The following is a 21502-nucleotide window of genomic DNA, read 5'->3' as shown; positions in this document are numbered from 1 at the left end:
GAAAAACGGTTATCTTTAATGATAATCGTTTTTTATGATTCACGTTTTTCTATAGGTTGATATTCCTTTAATTCGCCTACATATTTTGTAGCTGGACGAATAATACGATTAGAATAAAGTTTATTTTCAATATTATGAGCAATCCATCCTACTGTTCTGGCAACAACAAACAATAAGGTATAAAGGTCTTCAGGAATATTCAACATACTATAAACAAGTCCACTATAAAAATCAACATTTGTACAGACATGTATTCCTTTACGTTCATAAATTTTCGCAACAGCAATCTCCCCAAAACGTTTATAGAACTTATATTCCTGATAACGTCCTTTTTCAATCGCCAGTTCTTGACATTTTTCACTTAAGATTTCACTACGTGGATCACTTAAAGTATAAACCGCATGTCCAATCCCATAAATCAATCCACTGCCATCATTAAAATCCTTATCTAAAATACGATTAATGATTCTTTCAATATCCTCGTCCAAAGCCTCTATTGAAATCTCTCCAATAACTTTTTCCATCTGTCTTTTAACAGCTAAATTGGCACCCCCATGTCGAGGACCTTTCAATGAACCTATTGCTCCAGCAACAGCTGAATAAATATCCGTTCCTGTTGAGGAAATCACAACATTCGTAAAAGTAGAGTTATTTCCTCCCCCATGATCAGCATGTAAAGCCAAAGCAATATCTAAAATTTCTGCTTCCTTGTGTGTAAACTGTCCATCTGGACGTAATAAAGACAAAATCATTTCAGCGATACTCAAATCTTTTTGAACATGATGAATAACCAGACTTTTCTCATCAAAATAGTGAACCTTTGTCTGATATGTATAACAGACAATACTTGGTATTTTAGCCAATAAATTAATTCCCTTATTTAATGTTTCCAATATACCCGTATTATCTGGATCACCATCATAACCATACAGCATCAAAACTTCCTGTTGTAATTTATTCATTAAATTTTTAGCAGGAAAACCTAATATATTGGCTTCCAAATAATGTGGTGGTAAAGCATATTGCTCACTTAAGATTTTTTTAAATCTTTCAAATTCTTCTGATGTTGGTAAATATCCAAAAAGAATTAAAAAACAGACTTCTTCAAACAAATATCTTTTATTCTCTTTAGGATAACGAATCATGTCTTCTACATTGATTCCACGATAATAAAGACGTCCATAATCATCTTTCTTCTGTCCATCTATCTTTTTATATCCCACAACATCAGAAATTTTTGTTAATCCAACAAGAACTCCTGTTCCATCTTCATTACGTAATCCTTTTTTTACAGAATAAGTTTGATATAAAGCATTATCTATTTGATTTTCTATTAATGATTTTTGAAAAAAATCTTGAATTTGATCATTCATGATTTCCACCCCTTTTCTATATTGGTACTATTATAACACTATTTTGTATAATTGTATACAATTATTATGGGTTAAATCCATCCAAAATATTGACAGGCATATTCAATACCATCATCATAACTTGCTTTTGTCACAAAAGAAGCTTTCTTTTTCAATTCTTCACAGGCATTTCCCATCGCAATAGATGTCCATTCTGGTTTAAACATAATCAAATCATTATAATCATCCCCAAAAACAACAACATCTTCTTTTGTTCCACCAACATATTCTAACATACGCATAATACCTTGATCCTTTTCATCATGTTGATAAGTTAAATAGTCCTTCATAAAACGGATATGTCCTAAAGAATCTAATAAAGTTAATTCATGTTCACGATTTTGATCTATCGCAATATAAATCTTATAATAGTCTTTTATATCTTCGTATCGTAAAGATGGATCGTAAAAATAACGTGTTGGTTCTAAACGATACCCTACCTGTTTAATAAATAATTCATCATTCATTAAAACATCAATACTATCATTAGGCGTAATCAATAGACCAAAGCCTTTTTGATGAGCTTCATAGCATAAAGCTATCGCTTTATCTCGATCAAGTGGTCGATTTTCAATGACCTGATCATTAATAGTAATAGCAGCCCCTCCATTGCTGACAATATGATGAAATCCTGCCTTTTTTGCAAAATCTTTTGTTTTATAATAAGCTCTCCCTGTAGCAATACAGACAAAATGTCCGTTATCCTGTAATTTTTGAATCGTTTTTTTAGCACTGGCAACAAGTTCACCTGTCTGTTTATTTGCCAATGTTCCATCAATATCAAAGAAAAAATATTTTTTTTGCATCCTCTTTTCCTCCTGTTTTCTATTATACCAAATCCTGACTTTGATGAAAATACTGATATAAAAAACTCATATGCAATGGTGATAGGACAATTCCCACAATGCCAAAAAAATGAATATGCACGACCATCGAAACAAGTAATAAAAAAGCCGGAATTTTTGTTTCTTTATTCATGATATGTGGTTCTAAAAATTGATGAATCATATTGATCAGAATATATAAACAAAAAAGATACAGTGATTTCATATAAATTCCTTGAAAAGCATAAAGAAGCATCATTGGAATTAAAATAATGCCAACCCCTATAAAAGGTAAACCATCTAATAAACTGATCGCAAAAGCATAAGATAGTGCTGGTTCTATATCCAAAATCATAAAAGCAATCCATAAAATCATAAAAGTGACAAACATCAAAGTGAATTGACATTTGATATAAATCCATAAACTTTTAAGAACATGATTTTTAAGTTGAACAAGTTTGATATATGTCTGATGCGATATAAATCTTAAAAAACAACTTTTCATATCTTCATAGTCTAACATAAAAAAGAAGGTAGAAATCATAAAGATAAAAAAAGAAAAGAGAAATGAAGGAATGGATTGGATAAATTGTGATGCAAAAGAGATAGCTTGAAATATGTTTTGATGAATCCAGTTTTGAAATATAACAATGATATCTTGTGGTAAGAATAAAAAAACTTGTTGAAAACTTCCTGTGAGTTGATTCATAAAAGGTAAAAAGACGGAATCATAATAAACTGGCAACATTTGAAAAAACTTGATTGCAAAAGAAAATAATGCCATAAAACCAATGGCCAGTAAAAATGCGAAAAACAGGTAAATCATCAACAACAAAGAAATACCTATTGCACTTGTCTGGAGAGGAATTTTATGTTGCACTCTATCAATAAGTGGCTTTAAGATAAAAAAACATAGAATCGCCAATAGAAATGGAAACAACAAAGCAAACATATATTTAAGGAGCATGATATAACAAATCAAACGACATCCTATGACAAAATATTTCTTATAATTCATAGACTCACCTAATGATATATATGTCACAAATAAAAAAATAAGTCCATCAAGACTTATTTATACACATACCGACATAAATCGACAATTTTCTTATCAAAAAGATGATACGATATTCATGGTGAAAAACAATGTATATATATGACATAACAAACAATCAATATCAATTTCCAATCTTAGATCCAGATTTTTCATACCAACATATTGATTATCAGAAAAATCTTTATCCTTTTTTCAAACAACTTCATATTCCACAATCCGTCCGCTTTTTAACAGGCATTTATATTGAATATCGTATTCTTCCTTATTTTATTGAAGAATATCCACAACTCTATTTTCATGTTTCTAAACATCTGGTAGAGAAAATGAAAACTTATTTTGATTTTGGAGATGTTCATCTCTATTATGAAAGATCAAATTTCTTCTTTATGGTCATGTTCAATACAAATGAAGATCTCATCGAAATTGCTTTTATTGAACTCTATCATTATCTGCAAGATAAAACATTTGAATATTTACATCAAACATGCTCATTTCAAATCAAATGTGGTGCTTATGTATCTACTGTAAACATTCATCCTTATAAACTCTTTGACCTTTCTAAGGAACAATGTCAACAAATTCTTTCTAAAAAAACAGCTCATATCTCGGTTTATAATTTGAAACTTTTACGCTGATATTGTTCTAAATACTGATAGATATAGATTATTCCTTTTTTATAAAGCCATAAGACAAAAGGTGTACTCAAACAGATTGGAATAATGAAAATCATTGACATAGAAAATAAAGAATTGATTCCAAAGAAGTCATGCATAACCATTAAAATCAAATAGAAAATAATCGCAATTGTACTTGTAACCATCACTCTAAGGCGATTTAAAGGTAAACAAACAACAAAAACAACAAGGAAACTGATAAATCCAGCCACAAGATAGTAATAAGTCGATAACATACGTTCATCAAAATGCAGTTGATAACCTATAAAAGTAATCAAAAGCATATAAGTGATCATTGTCAAAGCACAAGGAACTGCTGTAGAAATCACATGTTTTAAAAAGCCTTGTGATGATAGAGATGAAGAACGTTCTAACGTCAATAAAAAACTTGGTAAACCAATAGCTAAACCACTAATTAAACTCAACTGTAAAGGCGTAAAAGGATAACTCATTCTTAAAGCTGCAAAAACAAGACAAAGAATCGTGGAATAAATTGTTTTTGTTAAATAGAGTGAACTCACTCTTTCAATATCAGCAATGATAGCTCTCCCCTCTTTGACAATTTCTACCATAGAAGCAAAAGAAGAATCAAGCAAGACAATATGTGCAGCTTGTTTTGCAGCGTCACTCCCAGCTGCCATTGCGATTCCACAATCTGCATCTTTTAAAGCCAGTACATCATTCACTCCATCACCAACCATCCCAACAACATGTCCTCTGGCTTGTAAAGCCTTCATAATACGTTGTTTCTGTTCTGGCTGTACACGACCAAAAACATGGTAATGAGAAACAATCTTTTCCATTTCCAATTCATCTTCGGGCAAAGTAGAAGCATCAATATACAAATGTCCGTCTTTTAACCCTGCCAATTGGGCAACTCTGGCAACCGTGACAGGATTATCCCCCGATAGAATACGAATATCTACATGTGCATTTTCAAAAAAATGTAATGTTTCTTTCGCTTCTGGACGAATGCAATCATAAATGATAATTAATGCCATTGTTTCAACTTTTCCAATACGTAAAGTAGAGGCATCAATAGAATCTGTCTGCCCTAAAAGTAAAACACGATATCCTTTTTGGGTATATGTTTGAATATCTTTTAACACAGGATGATTGACAGGTAATAAAAATTCAGGTGCACCTAAAACATAATGCCCTTTTCCTACAATCGTTAAACCACGCATTTTTCGTTGTGATGAAAAAGGAATATAATCCTCTATCTTTTGATGGTCTGGATAAAAGAAATAATCTTGCAAAGCTAATTGTGTCGCATTCACATCATCACACTCATGAGCCATCACACCCATCACAAATTCAATATCCTGTAAATCGTAAGGCTGATACGGAATCAATTTTTCAACTTTTAATTCTCCTGTTGTAATTGTTCCCGTTTTATCAAGACAAAGAACATCTACTCTAGCCAGAGCTTCAATAGCCTCCATTTCTTGAATTAATGCTTTTTTACGTGCCAATTTTCCAACTCCGATAATAAAGGACAAACTCGTTAATAAAACAAGTCCCTCTGGAATCATTCCGACGACACCAGCCACCGTTTTTACAATCGCTGTCGCTAAATCATTTGGATAAGCACTACGTTGTGAAAAAAATAAAACAAGCCCCACAGGAATAATGACAACACTTAATATTTTAATGACTTTTTCAATAGAATCTTTCATCTCTGAAGAAGCATTATTTTTATTTTTAGCTTTATGAACAAGTCTTGTTGAATAGTTATCATTTCCAACACGGATCACCTTTGCATAAGCACTTCCAGCCACAACAAAACTACCAGATAGCAATTCATCATTCATCTTCTTTTTGACAGGTTCAGATTCTCCAGTCAACATAGCTTCATTCACTTCAATACCATGTGACTCTAAAACAATACAATCACTTCCAATCTGATTTCCTGTTTCCAGAAATATAATATCATCTTTGACAAGTTGTTCAGTAGGAATCACCATCTCCTGTTGATCACGAATGACTTTTACTTTTTTAACAGTGACAACTGTTAATTGATCAATAATCTTTTTAACTTTAAATTCTTGATATATACCAATAAAAGCATTAACAAAAATAACAACCATGAATGTCAGATTTGTCCATCTTCCTGTTGATATAATAATAGCTGCCAAGAAAACATTTAAACAATTAAAGTAAGTCAATGTATGCTCTAAAACAATCTGTTTTTTCGTTTTAGAAATATTATCATGAGAAACATTAACCAATCCTTGTTTGATACGTTCACTGACTTGTTGATGTGTTAATCCCATTAATTTGATATCTTCCATTTCATCACCTGCTTTTTATAATATACATAATTGTTGTGAAATCTCTATGAATACCAACATCATTATTATATCATAAAATAACATATAAAAAATAAAAAAACCTCAATAAATGAGGTTGACGACATATGGTGGACCCTGAAGGACTCGAACCTTCGACCGATCGGTTATGAGCCGATAGCTCTAACCAACTGAGCTAAGGGTCCAAGTAAAATAAAAAGTGGTATTCACCACCAAATTCATTAATGGTAGCGGGGAAGGGATTCGAACCCCCGACCCACCGGGTATGAACCGATTGCTCTAGCCAACTGAGCTACCCCGCCATGTAGTGAATCGTTTTTATAAAGAATGGTGGTTCCGGCCGGAATCGAACCAGCGACACGAGGATTTTCAGTCCTCTGCTCTACCGACTGAGCTACGGAACCAAAACAAATGGCGGTCTGGACGGGGCTCGAACCCGCGACCTCCGCCGTGACAGGGCGGCATTCTAACCAACTGAACTACCAGACCATTTGGTTGCGGGAGAAGGATTTGAACCAACGACCTTCGGGTTATGAGCCCGACGAGCTACCAGACTGCTCCATCCCGCGATATTTAAATGGCGGAGGTTGAGGGATTCGAACCCCCGCGGGACTTTCATCCCCTGTCGGTTTTCAAGACCGATCCCTTCAGCCGGACTTGGGTAAACCTCCGCAACATAATGGTGGAGCTTAGCGGGATCGAACCGCTGACCTCCTGCGTGCAAAGCAGGCGCTCTCCCAGCTGAGCTAAAGCCCCATTACATGGTCGGGAAGACAGGATTCGAACCTGCGACCCCCTGGTCCCAAACCAGGTGCACTACCAAGCTGTGCTACTTCCCGATGACTTATTTGATTGGCGCGCTAGGCAGGAATCGAACCCACAACCTCTTGATCCGTAGTCAAGCACTCTATCCAGTTGAGCTACTAGCGCCTCTTAACAGTGCCATTCAATAATATCACATTTCTTATTCAATTGCAACACTTTTTTTCATTTTTTTCAATTCTTTTTTCGAACTGATTTTTTATAACTGGTGCCCAGGGCCGGAGTCGAACCGGCACGGATTTTAAGGTCCGCAGGATTTTAAGTCCTGTGCGTCTACCAATTTCGCCACCTGGGCAACGTTGGAGGTTCCAGCCGGACTCGAACCGACGATGACAGAGTTGCAGTCTGTAGCCTTACCAACTTGGCTATGGAACCAACTTCCTTAACTCGTTGCTCACCTAGTATATAATATTTTCCACATTTATGCAATACCTTTTTTACATTTTTTTAAAGCCATTTGTTTTTTGATTGCTGCCTATTTGATTTTTTCTTCTTAAATCCATTATTTTTTTCAATCTAAAAATTCCATTTTTTTATAAAAAATATTATTTTCTCATAAAAAAAGAGATATCATATTACATATCTCTTATGATTCTAATTTTTCACGGCGCTTAGAAGATTGTAAAAATTTCTCTTTCAATGTCTTTTCATCCTCATTCATAATAGCCTGTTTTAATTGATCAAATTCTTTTTCAAAACGATCCATTGAAGCTAACAAGTAATCTTTATTATGAAAAAATAATTCTGTCCACAAATCCGCATTAATATTAGCAATCCTTGTCAAATCACGGAAAGAATCCCCAATATATTTACCTGTTTCATATTTTTCATCATCACTATTCATTAATGCAACAGCTAAAGTATGTGGTAACTGCGAAGTAAAAGAAATAATTTCATCATGATCATAGGGACTCATGATTTTTACACTTTTAAATCCCAACTGTCCAACAAATTGGCACATCCATTCTATTTTTTCTTGATGATTGTGTTGATGTTGAATAACAATATAATTTGCTTTCGCAAAAACTTCCTTACTGGCATAAAGATACCCCTTTTTTTCACGTCCAGCCATAGGATGACCACTAATATATTCTACATCTTTATCAATCATAGAAAGAGCCTGCTGTAAGAAATAAGATTTAATACCGACAACATCTGTGACAATACTTCCCTTTTTAAAGTGATGTGTCGCAATAAAATCCAGAACTTTTGATGGATATAAGCAAATAATCGTTAAATCACTTTGAGCAATCATATCATGTCCATCCTGATAACCTTCGAGAATACAACCTTCCTCTTTTGCCATCTCCAAAGTCTTTAAATCACAATCCACACCATAAACTTCATATCCCAGACCTTTCAATGCTTTGACAAAACTTCCCCCAATAACACCTAAACCAACAACTGTAATTTTCATAAACTTCTTCCTTAAAAAAGAAAGGACTAATGTCCTTTTTTTCCTTTCGCCAACATTTTGAGTTTATAATCTAATAATCTTTTTGTTAAATCAACATAATACATATGAGGATATTCTAAACGGAAGATTTCATCCCATAATAATTGTTTTTGTTGTTGAGAATAAATCCTAATTTCATCTAATGAATAATGTGGATAAACATTTTTTCCCTCATCAAAAACAAGTGTCTGCAGGGGATGAATTTCATATGTTCCTGCATATAATGTTTTATGTTTCCATGAATCTAATTGATGATAGATTGTTAAATCTTGATTTTCATCTAAAACTTCATCATGGAAAGCAATAATATCTGCAATTGCTTTTTGAGTTTCTTTTTCAATTAAACGATAAACTTTTTTAAAACCAGGATTTGTAATTTTTTCTGTATTTTCAGAAATTTTTATTTTTGGAATAATTTGTCCATCTTTTTCAATGGCAGCCAATTTATAAACACCACCAAATACAGGTGAAGATTTTGAAACAATCATATTTTCACCTACACCAAAAGAATCAATTTGAGCTCCTTGTTCCAATACTGAGCGAATTAAATATTCATCTAATGAATTAGATACTGTAATTTGACAATCGTGTAATCCAGCCACATCCAACATCATTCTCGCTTTTTTAGTCAAATAAGCAATATCCCCACTATCCAAACGGATTCCTTTTAATCTTTTTCCCATTGGAGCCAGCACTTCCTCAGCTACTCTAATAGCGTGAGGCACACCACTTTTTAAAGTATCATATGTATCTACCAACAAAACACAATTATCCGGATAAGTCAACGCATAAGCTTTAAACGCTTCATACTCACTATCAAATGACTGCACAAAAGAATGAGCCATTGTCCCTAACACAGGCATATGAAAATCTTTTCCAGCCGATACCGTTGCACTTCCTACAACACCACCAATATAGGCCGCTCTCGCTCCATAATGAGCCCCATCATAACCCTGAGCACGTCTTGCACCAAACTCCATAACTGGACGTCCTTTGGCTTCTTGAACGATACGTCTTGCCTTTGTCGCAATCAATGACTGATGATTAATTGTCACAAGTAAGAAGGTTTCAATCAATTGTGCTTCAATCAGTTTCGCTTTGACTGTAATTAATGGTTCATAAGGAAAAACAGGTGTCCCTTCTTTCACCGAATAAATTGTTCCAGTAAAATGAAAATCTTTTAAATAAGCAAAAAAGTCTTCATCAAAAACATTCAGAGATCTTAAATATTCAATATCTCCATCACTAAAATGCATATTTTCAATAGCTTCAATGAGCTGTTGTAAACCTGCAAAAATGACAAACCCACCTTGATCAGGATTCTTACGATAAAACATATCAAAATAAACAATTTCATCTTGCTTTCCTAATTTAAAATAATTGTATGACATCGTTAATTCATAAAAATCCATAATTAAAGTAATATTTCTTTCACGACCAACATAGTTTTCTTCCATTATTGAACCCCCTATCATTTTCATTATCATATACCAAATCAAAAAAAAAATAAAGTCTTATTCGTTTCTTACAAAAAAAGTAGCCACTTTTTTTGTAACTACTTTCCATCAAAAAATCACGATTCATTTTTAGCTTTTTCATAAGCTTTGATGACAGCTTCTTTCAATGCTTGAGAAGATTTTGTTGCTCCAGAAATCGTATCCACATCATAATGATTCTTTTCTTTCATAGCTGTAATCATTTGTTCTAAAGCAACTCCTCCAATAGAAGGTGTTTCATTATGTTCTTTAATGACAATATCTTGAATACGATCATCTTTAAATGTTGTTTCGACTTCAAATTCTCCACCATATCCCATTGCCGTCGTTGTATAAGTGCCATCTTTATATTGGTTTTTCTTTGTTTCTTCATTTTTCTGTGGACTACATCCACATAACAAAAAAACTACAAATAGGATGAATACTCTTTTCATCATTTCAACCTCCTATTTATAGTTTTTGCTTAATTTTCAATCTTATGCATTTTTTAAAAATATAAATCATAGGTTTCTCTTTGATAAGGCTGTGGCACTGGTGGAATCTTTTGGAAAACAATTGGGATGAGCAATTGTTGTTGAGGATGAATCATCAAATCATCATCCAACTGATTCATCACCTGAATCCATGCCACCTCACTATGCAAAGTTTTCGCAATACGATAAACATTGTCACCCTTATGAACTGTATATAAGATAATCTCTCCTACACGTGGATTGACAATTCTTTCATCATCATACATATATGGATTATACATGATTATCACTCCCAAGATAATATATGTATTTTCGATAATCATGTTTAGGCAGTTTTCACTTATTTTGTTGCCATTTTATTCAAAGCATCTTTTGCAGCCTGTTGCTCAGCCTTTTTCTTGCTTGTGCCTTTTCCTATTCCTAGACACATATCATCCATCATCACAGCCACTTTAAATTCTGGGGCATTAGATGGTCCAGATGTTTCTAAGAGTTCATATGTTACGGTACGACGTTGATCGGCTTGAATCAGTTCTTGAAGCGTTGTTTTATAATCTGTAATATCATCATAATCTAAATCATTAACATGTCTAAAAATCGTTTGATGTAAAATTTTTAAAACTTCATCTTTACCACAATCCAAATAGAGTGCACCTACAAAAGACTCAAAAATATTAGCTAAAACACTCTCGCGCTCACGACCACCACTTTTTTCTTCTCCAACCCCTAGATAAAGGAGTTCTCCAAGTCCCAGTTCTTTAGAAAAACGTGCCAGTGATTCTTCTCTAACTAGCTTACTACGTAACGTTGTCAATGTTCCTTCTGGGGCATCGGGAAAGAGCTTAAAAATAAATTCTGATACATATAACTGCAAAACAGCATCACCCATAAATTCTAAACGCTCATAATCTTTATGCACATAATGAGATTCATTGGCATAAGAAGCATGTGTAAAAGCTTCTTTATAAAGTGATAAATTTTGAAATGGTATTTTTTCTTTTTGTAAAAAATCTAATATTTTCATTTTTGGCTTAATCCTTCTTTCATTTGTCCAACAACATCCATTTTAACCATCTGATAAGCTAAATCCATCGCATTAGAAAATGCTTTTGCATCGCTGGCTCCATGGGCTTTGACAACAGCTTTTTCAAATCCCATCATCAAAGCGCCACCGACAGATTTATAATCAAATTTTTCTTTTAAACTATATAATGATGATTTTGCTAGTAATGCTCCTAGTTTTCCCTTAAAAGAAGACATCATACTTTCTTTAATCATTTTCATTAAAGTTCCTGCAACACCCTCACAAGTCTTTAAAGCAATATTCCCACTAAAACCATCAGTGACCACAACATCATAATCACCACTGAGGATATCGCGTCCTTCTACATTGCCAACAAAATGCAAACGATCACTTTGTTGTAATAATTGATAAGCTTTTTGATGTGTTTCATCTCCCTTTTTTGATTCCGTTCCAATATTCAATAAAGCGACACGAGGTTGCTGAATACCACGTATATTTTTGGCATAAATATATCCCATAATTGCAAAATCATAAAGCTGCTCTGCCGTATTTTCAGCATTGGCACCAACATCCAGCATGGCCATACCTTTGCCATTATAAGTTGGCATCATAACCATTAAACATGATTTTTCAACACCTTCAATACGTTTTAAAAATAACATTGCACTCGTATAAAAAGCCCCTGTAGAGCCACAAGAAACAACCCCATCGACAATTCCTTCTCTAGCCATCATCACAGCTTTTACCATGCTTGATTCCTTTTTACGACGCACTGACATAATTCCATCATCCATTTTCACAATATCTCTGGCATCGACAATATGAATATGAGGATAACTTGATAATTTTTCTAATTCTTCTTTTTTCCCAGTTACATAAAGTTCTGCATCATGATGGCTTTTTATAAACATCTCACAAGCTTCCACCACAATTGCACTTCCTAAATCTCCACTCATTGCATCTATTGATAATTTATACATGTTCCATTCACTCCTTGTTTGTAAGTATAACATATTTAATCAACATATTCATTATTCACTTTCAATTTCTCTTGAATCTGACTCATGATTCCTTGATACTCATGATTTTGAACATAATCATAAATCATTTCTTGGGCATCTTTTCTAGCCACTGATAAAATCGGAAAATCTTTCATCACATCTGCCACCAGAAAAGTCGGCAAACCACTTTGACGCTGTCCCAAGACTTCACCGGGTCCTCTTAATTTTAAATCATACAAAGAAATTTCAAAACCATCATGACTCTTTTCTAGATACTGTAAACGCTCTTTTGCTTCTGGTGACGAAGAAGCACTCATCAAATAACAATAAGCCTGTTCCTTCCCACGTCCAATACGTCCACGTAATTGATGTAATTGACTTAACCCAAAACGTTCAGCATTATAAATAACCATCATATTGGCATTTTTCACATCAACCCCTACTTCCACAACCGTTGTGGAAACAAGAATTTGAATGGTATTATTTAAAAAACCTGTCATAACTTTTTCTTTATCTTCATCTTTCATTTGTCCATGTAATAATCCAACATGATACTGTTTTTGAAAATATCTTTGCATCGCATCAGCAATCTGCATCGCACTCTTAGCTTCCAGATGATCACTTTCTTCTACCAGAGGACAAATCACATAACATTGACCCCCACGTGCCAGATAATTCTTTAAATCTTTTAGAATAGGTTTCATTGAAGCAGAATGAATATACTTGGTAATAACAGGCAATCGTCCTTGAGGCATTGTTTTGATGGTTGACACATCCATATCACCATACATAGAAATAGCTAAAGTACGGGGAATAGGTGTAGCACTCATGATTAAAAAATCAACCTGTTGTCCTTTGTTTTTCAATGCCTTTCTTTGCATTACACCAAAACGATGCTGCTCATCAGTAATAACGAGTCCTAGTTTAGAATAAACCACTTTATCTTGAAATAAAGCATGTGTTCCAACGATGATGTCTGCTTCTCCTTGAGCTATTCTTTGATAGCTTGCTTCTTTTTCTTTTACTGATAAAGATCCCGTCAATAATTCAATACGAACAGGTGTTTCTTCTAAAAAATGAGTTAAAGTCTGATAATGTTGTGTTGCTAAAATTTCTGTAGGAGCCATCAATGCTCCTTGAAATCCTGCTAAATAATTAGCATATAAAGCAGCCAAACTGACAACAGTTTTTCCACTTCCCACATCTCCCTGCAAAAAACGATACATCATATGAGGACTTTTTAAATCTTCCACAATATCTTTAATAGCCTTCTGCTGATCTGTTGTGAGTGGAAAAGGTAAAGATAAAATCCAGTTTTGAAAAACAGTCACATCAAAATCTTTAGCCATCCCAATTTCTTGAATACGCTGTTGTTTAATCAATTGCATCGTTAATTGAAATTTTAAAAATTCCTCATATTTTAAATATTTTAAAGCTTCTTGAATATCTTTTTTATTTTCTGGAAAATGAATACAATACAGAGCATTTTCCTTACGAATAAGATGATGTTGAATTAAATATTTTTCAGGAATAAAGTCTTCAATCTGTTGATGTAAAAGATGTAATGCTTTTTTGATATATTGTCTAAATGATTTTTGAGTTAACCCTTCTTTTAATGAATAAACCGGATAAATCCCTTTTATTTCCTGTAGAGGTTTGACTTTTAAATCTGAGGCTGTGATACGATGGTTTTGACATTTTCCTATGATTGTCACAATTGTATCTATTTTTAAATATTGTCTTAAAAAATGACGATTAAAAATAGTGACTTGAAAATGTTGTAAATAACGATCCTCGACTTCAAATGTCATTCTTGACATTCTGCCTTTAAAAAAAATCTTTACGGGTGAGATAACTGTCCCCTCAATAACAACATGATCATCTTCATCTGTAGGATATTGTTCTTCAATGATTTCATAACGATACGGATATTGTGATACCAAATCTTCTAATGTATGAATATTCATTTGTCTTAAAAGTTCTAAACGTTTCTCTGTTGTTTTTAATAAGCGAATATCTGTCATCTTCTCACCACCTGTCGTTTATTGTATCATAAATTTAAAAAAAAGATACTCTCTATTCAAGAATATCTTAGATTATACAAAAATCAATAACAGAATAAACATACTTATAATAGATATAATGATGCTTAAAGAATTTGTCGTCGCTGGCATATCCCCACTATATCCAATCTTTTGACAAAAGACAGCTGAAACTGAAGATAACGGAGCTAAAAGAGCCATAATTAAAATTTCTTTAGCAAGTAAAGGTAATGGTAAAATCATAAAAGCCACTCCTGCCAGTAGCAAATTTCCAGCAATTCTTAAAACGATAATTTTTATCACGTGCAAAGCTTCATGAGAAGCCACTTTAACTTCCAGCATTAATCCAATCATCATCATTGCTAAAAAGCTATTCCCTGCCCCAATAGTCGTTGCGATAGATAGCACAAACGATGGAAACTGTAACTGAAAAATAGCCATCAAGAAAATCAATAGATACACATCAAATGGAATAGATGAAAACAGCTTTTTCAATGTTTCCTGTAAAGAAAATGAATTTTCACCACTTGCCACATGATCAGCCAAAGCATATGTGATTCCCAGTCCCATCAAAGCATTTCCAATATCAAAAGAACATAAATAGACAACACCCATTCCTGGATAAAATGCCTGTATAAAAGGAAGAATGAAATTACCGATATTATAACCTGAAACATTAATCATATAAGTTCCTTTTAAAATAGGACGTTCTTTTCTTGAAGCGATATACCCCACAACAATCATCAAAACATTAGAAAGAATACCTATGATTATTAAAATAATAATGGTGATATCTAACGAAATCCCATTGGCACTTGTCAGCAAGGCACAAGGCAAGGTGACATTCATAATAATGGTTGCTAAAATATTGGCATCCTGTTTTTTTAAAACTTTCCATTTCTTCAATGTATAAGCAATCACAATAATAAGTACAAAAGTCAATGACGTTATAAAAACATCAAACATATAAACCCCTTCTTTCTCTATGCATTATAACATGTCTAAATATAAAAAGAAAAAACAAGCAACATTTGAAAAAAATTGTGAAATCAAAAAATGATTGATATAATAAATATCAAAGAAAAACAGGAGGATATTATGATTCAAGCGATATTTTTTGACATTGATGGAACATTAGCTAGTTTTCAGACTCATCAAGTTCCTTATTCAACATTCCAAACTTTAAAAGCTTTAAAAAAGCAAGGTATTAAATTATTTATTGCGACAGGTAGAGGGAAAGATGGTTTAGATATATTAGAAGGTTTTCCTTTTGATGGTTATATCACTTTAAATGGACAATATTGTTTTACTCATGAAAAAGTTATCTATGAAAATACAATTGATCCATTAGACATTCAAAGTTTATTAGATTATTTAAAAGAAAAACCTTTTCCTTGCGGTTTTACTGAAGAACATACCAAATATTTTAATATGCGTAATCATCTGGTTGATGAAATCCACAAAATCACTCATAATGATGATCATCCAGCCAAAGACTGTAGTGAAGTCGTTCATAAAAAAATTTATCAGTGCATGTGCTTTGTTGATGAAAAAGAAGAAAAAGAATTATTAAAAGTCATGCCACATTGTCATGCTTCCAGATGGTATCCAACATTTTGTGATATTTCACCTATGGGTGGTTCTAAACAACATGGTATTGATAAATTTTTAAAATATTATGATATAGATTTATCTTCAACAATGGCTTTTGGTGATGGTGGAAATGATATCCCCATGTTACAGCATGTAGCCATCAGTGTTGCTATGAATAATGCCAGTGATAAAGTTAAATCCGTTGTAGACTATGTCACTGATGATGTTGATCATGATGGCATTTATAAAGCCTGTTTACATTACCATTTATTAGAAAAATAAGAATAAGGTTCTGCCCTATTCTTATTTTTTCTCTAATCTTTTTTCAATTTCACGAATCACAATTTTCATTGCCTTAATACGGGCATATTTTTTATCAACTGATTCAAGAATATACCAAGGTGCAAAAATTGTATTAGTCTTTTGCAACATTTCTGTAATAGCATTTTCATACAAATCCCATTTTTCACGATTACGCCAATCTTCTTCTGTAATCTTCCATTGTTTTTCCGGTGTATTTTGACGTTCCGTAAAACGTTCTAATTGCGTCTGATTATCAATCTGTACCCAGAATTTAATAACAATGGCACCCCAGTCATAAAGTTCTTTTTCAAATTCATTCATTTCATTATAAGCTCTCTGCCAATCATTTTCACTACAGAAGCCCTCTAATCTTTCAACCATGACACGACCATACCATGTTCTATCAAAAATCGCAATATGTCCATCTTTAGGCAGACGTTTATAAAAACGCCATAAATAATGTCTATTCAATTCACTTTTATCAGGAGCAGCAATTGGATAAACTGTATAACCTCTTGGATCAAGTCCAGAAGTCACTCTTTTAATATTTCCACCTTTTCCAGCTGCATCCCATCCTTCATAGGCAATAATCACTGGAATCTTTCGACGATAAAGTTTATTATGTAATTTCATTAATTTTTTACGGCATTTTTTTAATTCTTTACGATATGTTTCATCACTGATGCTCACACTTAAATCATAATCATCCAAATGAATCATTTCACGCATTTCAAAAACGTTGTCAATCAAAGGAGCATCCTGTTTTGGATGATCAAGATGTTCTTGAATACAGCTCATTAATGTTTCTAAAACTTGTAATTGTGCTAATTTTTTATTTGTCGCATCAATCACATACCAAGGTGCATAAGAATCATTTGTCGCATTCATATAATCATCATAGATATCAAGATATTCTTCATAATGTTTATTCTGATATAAATCTTCATCACTGACACGCCATTTTGTATTTTTATTTTTTAATAATTTATGCATACGCTGCGTTTGTTCATATCTGGAAATATGGAAAAAGAATTTAATCACAAGATAACTATTATCCACTAATGTTCTTTCAAACTTTTGAATACTTTTGATGCGTTGATGATATGTTTTTTTAGAAATGGTCTGATGCATGTATTGTTTTGTTAAATCGTTCATCCAGCCATGATCATAAAAAGTGGCCATACCATTTTCCGGAATACGCAAAAAATAGCGATATAAAAATGGACGACGTTGTTCATCTTCACTGATCTTATTCATCGTTTCAACATTATAAAAACGAGGGTCCATATTTTGAATCACTTTTCCAAGTGTTGTCCCTATGCCAGATGCTCCCCATCCTTCAAACAACACAATGACAGGTAATTTCTTTTCTTTTAATATCATCTGTTTTTTAGACAACTCCAGTTTTGCATTTTCTAAACATTCTTCAATATCGGGCGCAATTTCAATTTGTTCAAAATTATAATTCTTTAACATAATTCTCCTCCTACCTACATAATTTTATTTTATCACTTTTATGTAAGCGTTTAAATAAAAAAGCCAATCAAAATAAAAATAATACCCATAACAGGCATTATTTTATCAATTGATATGTTCTTAAAAGTTGTTCAATCTCATAAGGTTGAGGACAACCATTTTCTCCTAAATGAATAGCAGGTTTTGTCTTGCCATGAAAATCACTGCCACAAGTATATAAAATATTTAATGCTTTCGCTTTTTGATAAAAATAGTCATTTGTTTCTGGTGTATGATAACTTGAAAAACATTCTACCCCCTCTAAACCTAAAGCCACCATTTCATCAAATAATTCATATTTTCCTTTCAAATTATTACCCGGATGTGCCAGTACAGCTATACCACCATGATGATGAATCAATTGAATTGTATCTTCTAATGTAGGAAAATAAATTTCTGTATAGCATGGCTTTCCCTGTGCATAATAATCCCAATAAAAGTTCACATAAGGATTATCACTACGTGAACCTCCTTCACGATAACATTTCAACAATTCATGATCTTGATATCTTGGATCTTTCAATAATGCTTCTCCAAACATTTCCCCTGTATAAACACCGTTATCAGACAAAGCATCAAGCTGTTCCTTTTTCAAATCAAAACCTAAAGCATTAGTCAGTTCCAATTTTTTCATACTACAGGCTAATTCCTGCTTTTCAATACTTTCCCCTAATTGATTTAATGATGGATCATCATCAATACCATAACCAAGTACATGTAAATTAACTCCTTGATAAGTACAGTCAATTTCAATGGCTGGAATATATGTTATGCCTAATGCCTGTGCCTGTTCTTTAGCTTCCTTATTCGCTTTGATCCAGTTATGATCAGCAATGGCCATAATACGAACACCTGCTTCATGACACATTCTAACAAGTTGTTCAGGTGAATATTCCCCATCGTCACTATATATACTATGCATATGTAAATCAATATGACTCTTATTCATCTTCTTTTTCCTCCATTATTTTTTGCATACTCATTCGATAAAGTCCTGATTCAATCAATGGATACAAATCTTCCACATCAACAATTTGTGGCTGATGTGTAGCTGGAATACCTGAAAGATGTATATCACTGACATCATCAATCACATCACTAAAGATGCCAATGATTTCTGGATTCATAACACAACAAAGAGTTGTCAACTGTTTTTCCAATAATTCCATAGGATTGGTTTTTAATAACTGATCTTGTTGTTGTAAAGTATAAAATGGTAAGTATCGTAATTCTCCAGCAAAATGTGTAAATCCATCATACAATGTTCCATTGATAATCATACCACATCCAATATATTCCACTAATGGCTGATAAACCAGAACCATATGTTGATAGTTTGGATATAAAGCCGAAAAACCAATACTGGCAATATTCACATCATTTTCAATGATAATCTGATGTGAGTAAAAAGTCTGGATATATGCTTTCAAATCCATATTCTCAAATGCCTTAAAATCACAAACATCTACTATTCCATCATGACAAACACCAGGTACACTCAAGCTCATCATTGTTATGAAATGATCATTTTGAATTATCTCTATCAAAATATTTTTCAATTCATCTTGTCTAAGACATAAAAAAGATACATGTTTTTTTAAAATAATATGATTAAACAAATCCACATCTATACAAATCACTTCATCATGATCTTTTTGTTTTTTTAAAATCACCTTTAAGAGATGACAATAATCCTTATTCAAAACATATTGTTTTGATTTTCTTCCTCCTGTTGAATCATTTTCGCCAATAAATAAGATTTCTTGACTTTTCAGCAATTCCTGTAAAATATTTGTAATAGAAGCTAATGATAATTGTGTAACACTGGCAAGTTCTGCTTTGGTCCAGATTTTCTTTTGATAAAAACATTTTCTGATTTTTTGTATATTCATGAATTTCAAATCATTGACTTTTGACAAATTATCCCTCTTTTCTCACTTTCGTCAAGACTTATCGAAAGTTATCTTTATCATAGCATATCCTTATTCAAAAATATATTCATTTCCCATTTTTGAAAAAAATTCCTTTTAGAATTTATCGTGACGCATTGAAGAAAATTAAGTATAATGAATAAGAGGTGGTTTTCATGAAGACAATAATAGAGCGTATAGCACACGATTATAAACTCAATGATAATGATCTCTACTTGATTCAATACATCATTGATCATAGTGATGAAGTTATTCATTTATCTACTCATCAACTCGCTAAAAAAACATTTACAAGTGCTACAGCTGTCATCAGATGTATTAAAAAACTTGGTTTCGATAACTATAATGATTTTAAAATTCATCTGCAGTCATTTTTAAGTCAGTATTATTTAAAAGAAATGGAAATTCTTTCCCATGAAAACTTCCAATCCATTAAAGATAAATTAGCAAAAATTGAAACAGGAATCATTAATCAGACCAAAGATTTCATATCAATAGAAAATCTTCAAAAAGTCATGTCATTGCTTTTACAAAATTCTTATATTGATATTATCGCTAATGATACTAATGCCTGTATTAGTGAATATATAAGTCATTTATTATTAAGTACGGGTAAAATTACAACTGTTTATCAAAATAGAGATAAACAATTATGGTTAGGTTTAAATGTCGATACTCACCATACTGTTATTATGGTAAGTAAAAATGGAAAGGATCAACATCTTTTAAAGATTGCTGATATTCTGATCAAAAGAAAAATCCCCTTGATTATTATTACAAGTCACAAAGAGAATGCTCTAGCAAAAAAACAAGCTCTAATATTATACGGTGTCATTCATGATGAATTTGAAAATCTTAAAGATATGGTTTTCTATATTTCTTTAAAATATATTTTTGATTTAATTTATAGTATTATGATTTCAGAAAACCTCCAACAAGCAAAAGAACTTGATCAACTCTATGGAACATTATATGAGCGTAAAGATGGCAGTCGTTGACTGCTTTTTTGTTGCAATGCAACTGACAAATATGCTTTTTTACATTATTTTTGTAACATCATTGCATAACACTTTCAAAGCCTTGTCATACTCAAAAAATACGCTATGATAATCATGTTAAAAGTTTAAGATGACTTATCAAGAAAGGGGGATTATTGATGATTGGAACCATTGCTGCCATACTTACAACATTATCATTTTTACCACAGGCTTATCAAGTTATCAAAACAAAAGATACATCAAGTATTTCTTTAGGCATGTATACGATGTTTGTGTTTGGTGTTTTTCTATGGATTATTCATGGATGGAATATTCAGGATTATAACTTAATTGGAGCTAATACGATTACCTTTGTATTTGCTTCTATCATCTTAACTTATAAAATCATATATAAATAGGAGGAAACAAAATGACTTTAAAAAAGGATTTTTTATGGGGCGGTGCAGTTGTCGCCCATCAAGTTGAAGGTGGATGGCGTGATGGTGGCAAAGGTATCAATGTATCAGATATTATGACTGTAGGTAGCCATGCCAGTCCAAGAAAGATTACACCTGTCATTGATGAAAATG

The 21502-nt window shown here is 32.6% G+C and carries 20 protein-coding genes and 11 tRNA genes; 5 read left to right on the top strand and 26 right to left on the bottom strand.

Annotated elements, in window-relative coordinates:
* Positions 1–32 precede the first annotated feature (32 nt).
* The 3 genes from B5E75_RS10195 to B5E75_RS10185 form a co-directional block, all read right to left on the bottom strand.
* Positions 33–1373: a citrate synthase gene (locus tag B5E75_RS10195; protein ID WP_087358901.1), complete on the bottom strand. Its 1341-nt coding sequence runs from the start codon at positions 1371–1373 to the stop codon at positions 33–35.
* 71 nt (positions 1374–1444) lie between these two features.
* Complete coding sequence (locus B5E75_RS10190; RefSeq protein ID WP_087358899.1) at positions 1445–2218, bottom strand: HAD-IIB family hydrolase; 774 nt, start codon at positions 2216–2218, stop codon at positions 1445–1447.
* Positions 2219–2240: 22 nt separating this feature from the next.
* Positions 2241–3254, bottom strand: coding sequence for an AI-2E family transporter (locus B5E75_RS10185; protein WP_087358897.1), 1014 nt, complete (start codon positions 3252–3254; stop codon positions 2241–2243).
* Positions 3255–3382: 128 nt separating this feature from the next.
* Here B5E75_RS10185 and B5E75_RS10180 point away from each other — a divergent pair, with 128 nt between their 5' ends.
* Positions 3383–3928 carry a hypothetical protein gene (locus B5E75_RS10180; RefSeq protein WP_087358895.1) on the top strand — a complete coding sequence of 182 codons (546 nt, stop codon included), beginning with the start codon at positions 3383–3385 and terminating at the stop codon, positions 3926–3928.
* On the opposite strand, the gene B5E75_RS10175 is transcribed toward B5E75_RS10180, so the two are convergent.
* The 20 genes from B5E75_RS10175 to B5E75_RS10080 form a co-directional block, all read right to left on the bottom strand.
* Complete coding sequence (locus B5E75_RS10175; RefSeq protein WP_087358893.1) at positions 3904–6261, bottom strand: HAD-IC family P-type ATPase; 2358 nt, start codon at positions 6259–6261, stop codon at positions 3904–3906. The two genes, B5E75_RS10180 and B5E75_RS10175, sit on opposite strands and share 25 nt — an antisense overlap.
* Positions 6262–6387: 126 nt before the next feature.
* Positions 6388–6464 (bottom strand) — tRNA-Ile (locus B5E75_RS10170).
* A gap of 40 nt (positions 6465–6504) precedes the next feature.
* Positions 6505–6581 (bottom strand) — tRNA-Met (locus B5E75_RS10165).
* 26 nt (positions 6582–6607) lie between these two features.
* Positions 6608–6683 (bottom strand) — tRNA-Phe (locus B5E75_RS10160).
* 8 nt (positions 6684–6691) lie between these two features.
* Positions 6692–6768, bottom strand: a tRNA-Asp gene (locus tag B5E75_RS10155).
* A 3-nt stretch (positions 6769–6771) separates the two neighbouring features.
* A tRNA-Met gene (locus B5E75_RS10150) sits at positions 6772–6848 on the bottom strand.
* Positions 6849–6857: 9 nt separating this feature from the next.
* Positions 6858–6950 (bottom strand) — tRNA-Ser (locus B5E75_RS10145).
* 9 nt (positions 6951–6959) lie between these two features.
* Positions 6960–7035: transfer RNA gene (locus B5E75_RS10140), tRNA-Ala, on the bottom strand.
* Between the two features lie 6 nt (positions 7036–7041).
* Positions 7042–7118 (bottom strand) — tRNA-Pro (locus B5E75_RS10135).
* 14 nt (positions 7119–7132) lie between these two features.
* Positions 7133–7209: transfer RNA gene (locus B5E75_RS10130), tRNA-Arg, on the bottom strand.
* A gap of 98 nt (positions 7210–7307) precedes the next feature.
* Positions 7308–7396 (bottom strand) — tRNA-Leu (locus B5E75_RS10125).
* Positions 7397–7401: 5 nt separating this feature from the next.
* Positions 7402–7476: transfer RNA gene (locus tag B5E75_RS10120), tRNA-Cys, on the bottom strand.
* A gap of 211 nt (positions 7477–7687) precedes the next feature.
* Positions 7688–8518, bottom strand: coding sequence for a prephenate dehydrogenase (locus tag B5E75_RS10115; protein WP_087358891.1), 831 nt, complete (start codon positions 8516–8518; stop codon positions 7688–7690).
* 26 nt (positions 8519–8544) lie between these two features.
* A complete protein-coding gene (locus tag B5E75_RS10110) occupies positions 8545–10014 on the bottom strand; it encodes a nicotinate phosphoribosyltransferase (protein WP_087358889.1) in 1470 nt (489 codons plus the stop codon).
* A gap of 116 nt (positions 10015–10130) precedes the next feature.
* Positions 10131–10487: an FMN-binding protein gene (locus tag B5E75_RS10105; RefSeq protein ID WP_087358888.1), complete on the bottom strand. Its 357-nt coding sequence runs from the start codon at positions 10485–10487 to the stop codon at positions 10131–10133.
* A gap of 53 nt (positions 10488–10540) precedes the next feature.
* A complete protein-coding gene (locus B5E75_RS10100; protein ID WP_087358886.1) occupies positions 10541–10807 on the bottom strand; it encodes a LysM peptidoglycan-binding domain-containing protein in 267 nt (88 codons plus the stop codon).
* Positions 10808–10866: 59 nt separating this feature from the next.
* On the bottom strand, positions 10867–11550 hold the full coding sequence (gene rnc, locus B5E75_RS10095) for a ribonuclease III (RefSeq protein ID WP_087358884.1): 684 nt from the start codon (positions 11548–11550) through the stop codon (positions 10867–10869).
* Complete coding sequence (gene plsX, locus B5E75_RS10090; protein WP_087358882.1) at positions 11547–12530, bottom strand: phosphate acyltransferase PlsX; 984 nt, start codon at positions 12528–12530, stop codon at positions 11547–11549. Before plsX ends, rnc begins: the two co-directional genes overlap by 4 nt.
* A 35-nt stretch (positions 12531–12565) precedes the next feature.
* On the bottom strand, positions 12566–14575 hold the full coding sequence (gene recG / locus B5E75_RS10085) for an ATP-dependent DNA helicase RecG (RefSeq protein WP_087358881.1): 2010 nt from the start codon (positions 14573–14575) through the stop codon (positions 12566–12568).
* A 72-nt stretch (positions 14576–14647) separates the two neighbouring features.
* Positions 14648–15559, bottom strand: coding sequence for an AEC family transporter (locus B5E75_RS10080; protein WP_087358879.1), 912 nt, complete (start codon positions 15557–15559; stop codon positions 14648–14650).
* A gap of 132 nt (positions 15560–15691) precedes the next feature.
* On the opposite strand from B5E75_RS10080, the gene B5E75_RS10075 reads away from it, so the two are divergent.
* Positions 15692–16468, top strand: coding sequence for a Cof-type HAD-IIB family hydrolase (locus B5E75_RS10075; RefSeq protein ID WP_087358877.1), 777 nt, complete (start codon positions 15692–15694; stop codon positions 16466–16468).
* Positions 16469–16489: 21 nt separating this feature from the next.
* On the opposite strand, the gene pap is transcribed toward B5E75_RS10075, so the two are convergent.
* The 3 genes from pap to B5E75_RS10060 all read right to left on the bottom strand — a co-directional run bounded on the left by pap (position 16490) and on the right by B5E75_RS10060 (position 19923).
* The gene (pap, locus tag B5E75_RS10070; protein WP_087358875.1) at positions 16490–17965 is read right to left on the bottom strand and encodes a polyphosphate:AMP phosphotransferase; all 1476 of its coding nucleotides are present in this window, start codon (positions 17963–17965) and stop codon (positions 16490–16492) included.
* A 97-nt stretch (positions 17966–18062) separates the two neighbouring features.
* Positions 18063–18953: a PHP domain-containing protein gene (locus tag B5E75_RS10065; RefSeq protein ID WP_087358873.1), complete on the bottom strand. Its 891-nt coding sequence runs from the start codon at positions 18951–18953 to the stop codon at positions 18063–18065.
* On the bottom strand, positions 18946–19923 hold the full coding sequence (locus B5E75_RS10060; protein WP_087358871.1) for an ROK family protein: 978 nt from the start codon (positions 19921–19923) through the stop codon (positions 18946–18948). The genes B5E75_RS10065 and B5E75_RS10060 overlap by 8 nt, the downstream gene beginning before the upstream one ends.
* A 167-nt stretch (positions 19924–20090) precedes the next feature.
* Between B5E75_RS10060 and B5E75_RS10055 the strand changes: the two genes are divergently transcribed.
* The 3 genes from B5E75_RS10055 to B5E75_RS14450 form a co-directional block, all read left to right on the top strand.
* On the top strand, positions 20091–20933 hold the full coding sequence (locus B5E75_RS10055; RefSeq protein WP_087358869.1) for a MurR/RpiR family transcriptional regulator: 843 nt from the start codon (positions 20091–20093) through the stop codon (positions 20931–20933).
* Between the two features lie 158 nt (positions 20934–21091).
* A complete protein-coding gene (locus tag B5E75_RS10050; protein ID WP_087358867.1) occupies positions 21092–21331 on the top strand; it encodes a SemiSWEET transporter in 240 nt (79 codons plus the stop codon).
* 11 nt (positions 21332–21342) lie between these two features.
* The coding region (locus B5E75_RS14450) for a family 1 glycosylhydrolase (protein WP_143746959.1) at positions 21343–21502 on the top strand (160 nt) is incomplete at its 3' end.

Origin of the sequence: Massiliimicrobium timonense (assembly GCF_002160865.1) — a bacterium.
Lineage (GTDB): Bacteria > Bacillota_I > Bacilli_A > Erysipelotrichales > Coprobacillaceae > Allocoprobacillus.
The sequence above is the reverse complement of the archived record's forward strand: the minus strand, read 5'-3'. Positions and strand labels throughout refer to the sequence as shown.

Coding starts and splice junctions, on each gene's coding strand:
- B5E75_RS10195 (WP_087358901.1), bottom strand. CDS start 1,373: ATGAATGATCAAATTCAAGATTTTTTTCAAAAATCATTAATAGAAAAT.
- B5E75_RS10190 (WP_087358899.1), bottom strand. CDS start 2,218: ATGCAAAAAAAATATTTTTTCTTTGATATTGATGGAACATTGGCAAAT.
- B5E75_RS10185 (WP_087358897.1), bottom strand. CDS start 3,254: ATGAATTATAAGAAATATTTTGTCATAGGATGTCGTTTGATTTGTTAT.
- B5E75_RS10180 (WP_087358895.1), top strand. CDS start 3,383: ATGTATATATATGACATAACAAACAATCAATATCAATTTCCAATCTTA.
- B5E75_RS10175 (WP_087358893.1), bottom strand. CDS start 6,261: ATGGAAGATATCAAATTAATGGGATTAACACATCAACAAGTCAGTGAA.
- B5E75_RS10115 (WP_087358891.1), bottom strand. CDS start 8,518: ATGAAAATTACAGTTGTTGGTTTAGGTGTTATTGGGGGAAGTTTTGTC.
- B5E75_RS10110 (WP_087358889.1), bottom strand. CDS start 10,014: ATGGAAGAAAACTATGTTGGTCGTGAAAGAAATATTACTTTAATTATG.
- B5E75_RS10105 (WP_087358888.1), bottom strand. CDS start 10,487: ATGAAAAGAGTATTCATCCTATTTGTAGTTTTTTTGTTATGTGGATGT.
- B5E75_RS10100 (WP_087358886.1), bottom strand. CDS start 10,807: ATGTATAATCCATATATGTATGATGATGAAAGAATTGTCAATCCACGT.
- rnc (WP_087358884.1), bottom strand. CDS start 11,550: ATGAAAATATTAGATTTTTTACAAAAAGAAAAAATACCATTTCAAAAT.
- plsX (WP_087358882.1), bottom strand. CDS start 12,530: ATGTATAAATTATCAATAGATGCAATGAGTGGAGATTTAGGAAGTGCA.
- recG (WP_087358881.1), bottom strand. CDS start 14,575: ATGACAGATATTCGCTTATTAAAAACAACAGAGAAACGTTTAGAACTT.
- B5E75_RS10080 (WP_087358879.1), bottom strand. CDS start 15,559: ATGTTTGATGTTTTTATAACGTCATTGACTTTTGTACTTATTATTGTG.
- B5E75_RS10075 (WP_087358877.1), top strand. CDS start 15,692: ATGATTCAAGCGATATTTTTTGACATTGATGGAACATTAGCTAGTTTT.
- pap (WP_087358875.1), bottom strand. CDS start 17,965: ATGTTAAAGAATTATAATTTTGAACAAATTGAAATTGCGCCCGATATT.
- B5E75_RS10065 (WP_087358873.1), bottom strand. CDS start 18,953: ATGAATAAGAGTCATATTGATTTACATATGCATAGTATATATAGTGAC.
- B5E75_RS10055 (WP_087358869.1), top strand. CDS start 20,091: ATGAAGACAATAATAGAGCGTATAGCACACGATTATAAACTCAATGAT.
- B5E75_RS10050 (WP_087358867.1), top strand. CDS start 21,092: ATGATTGGAACCATTGCTGCCATACTTACAACATTATCATTTTTACCA.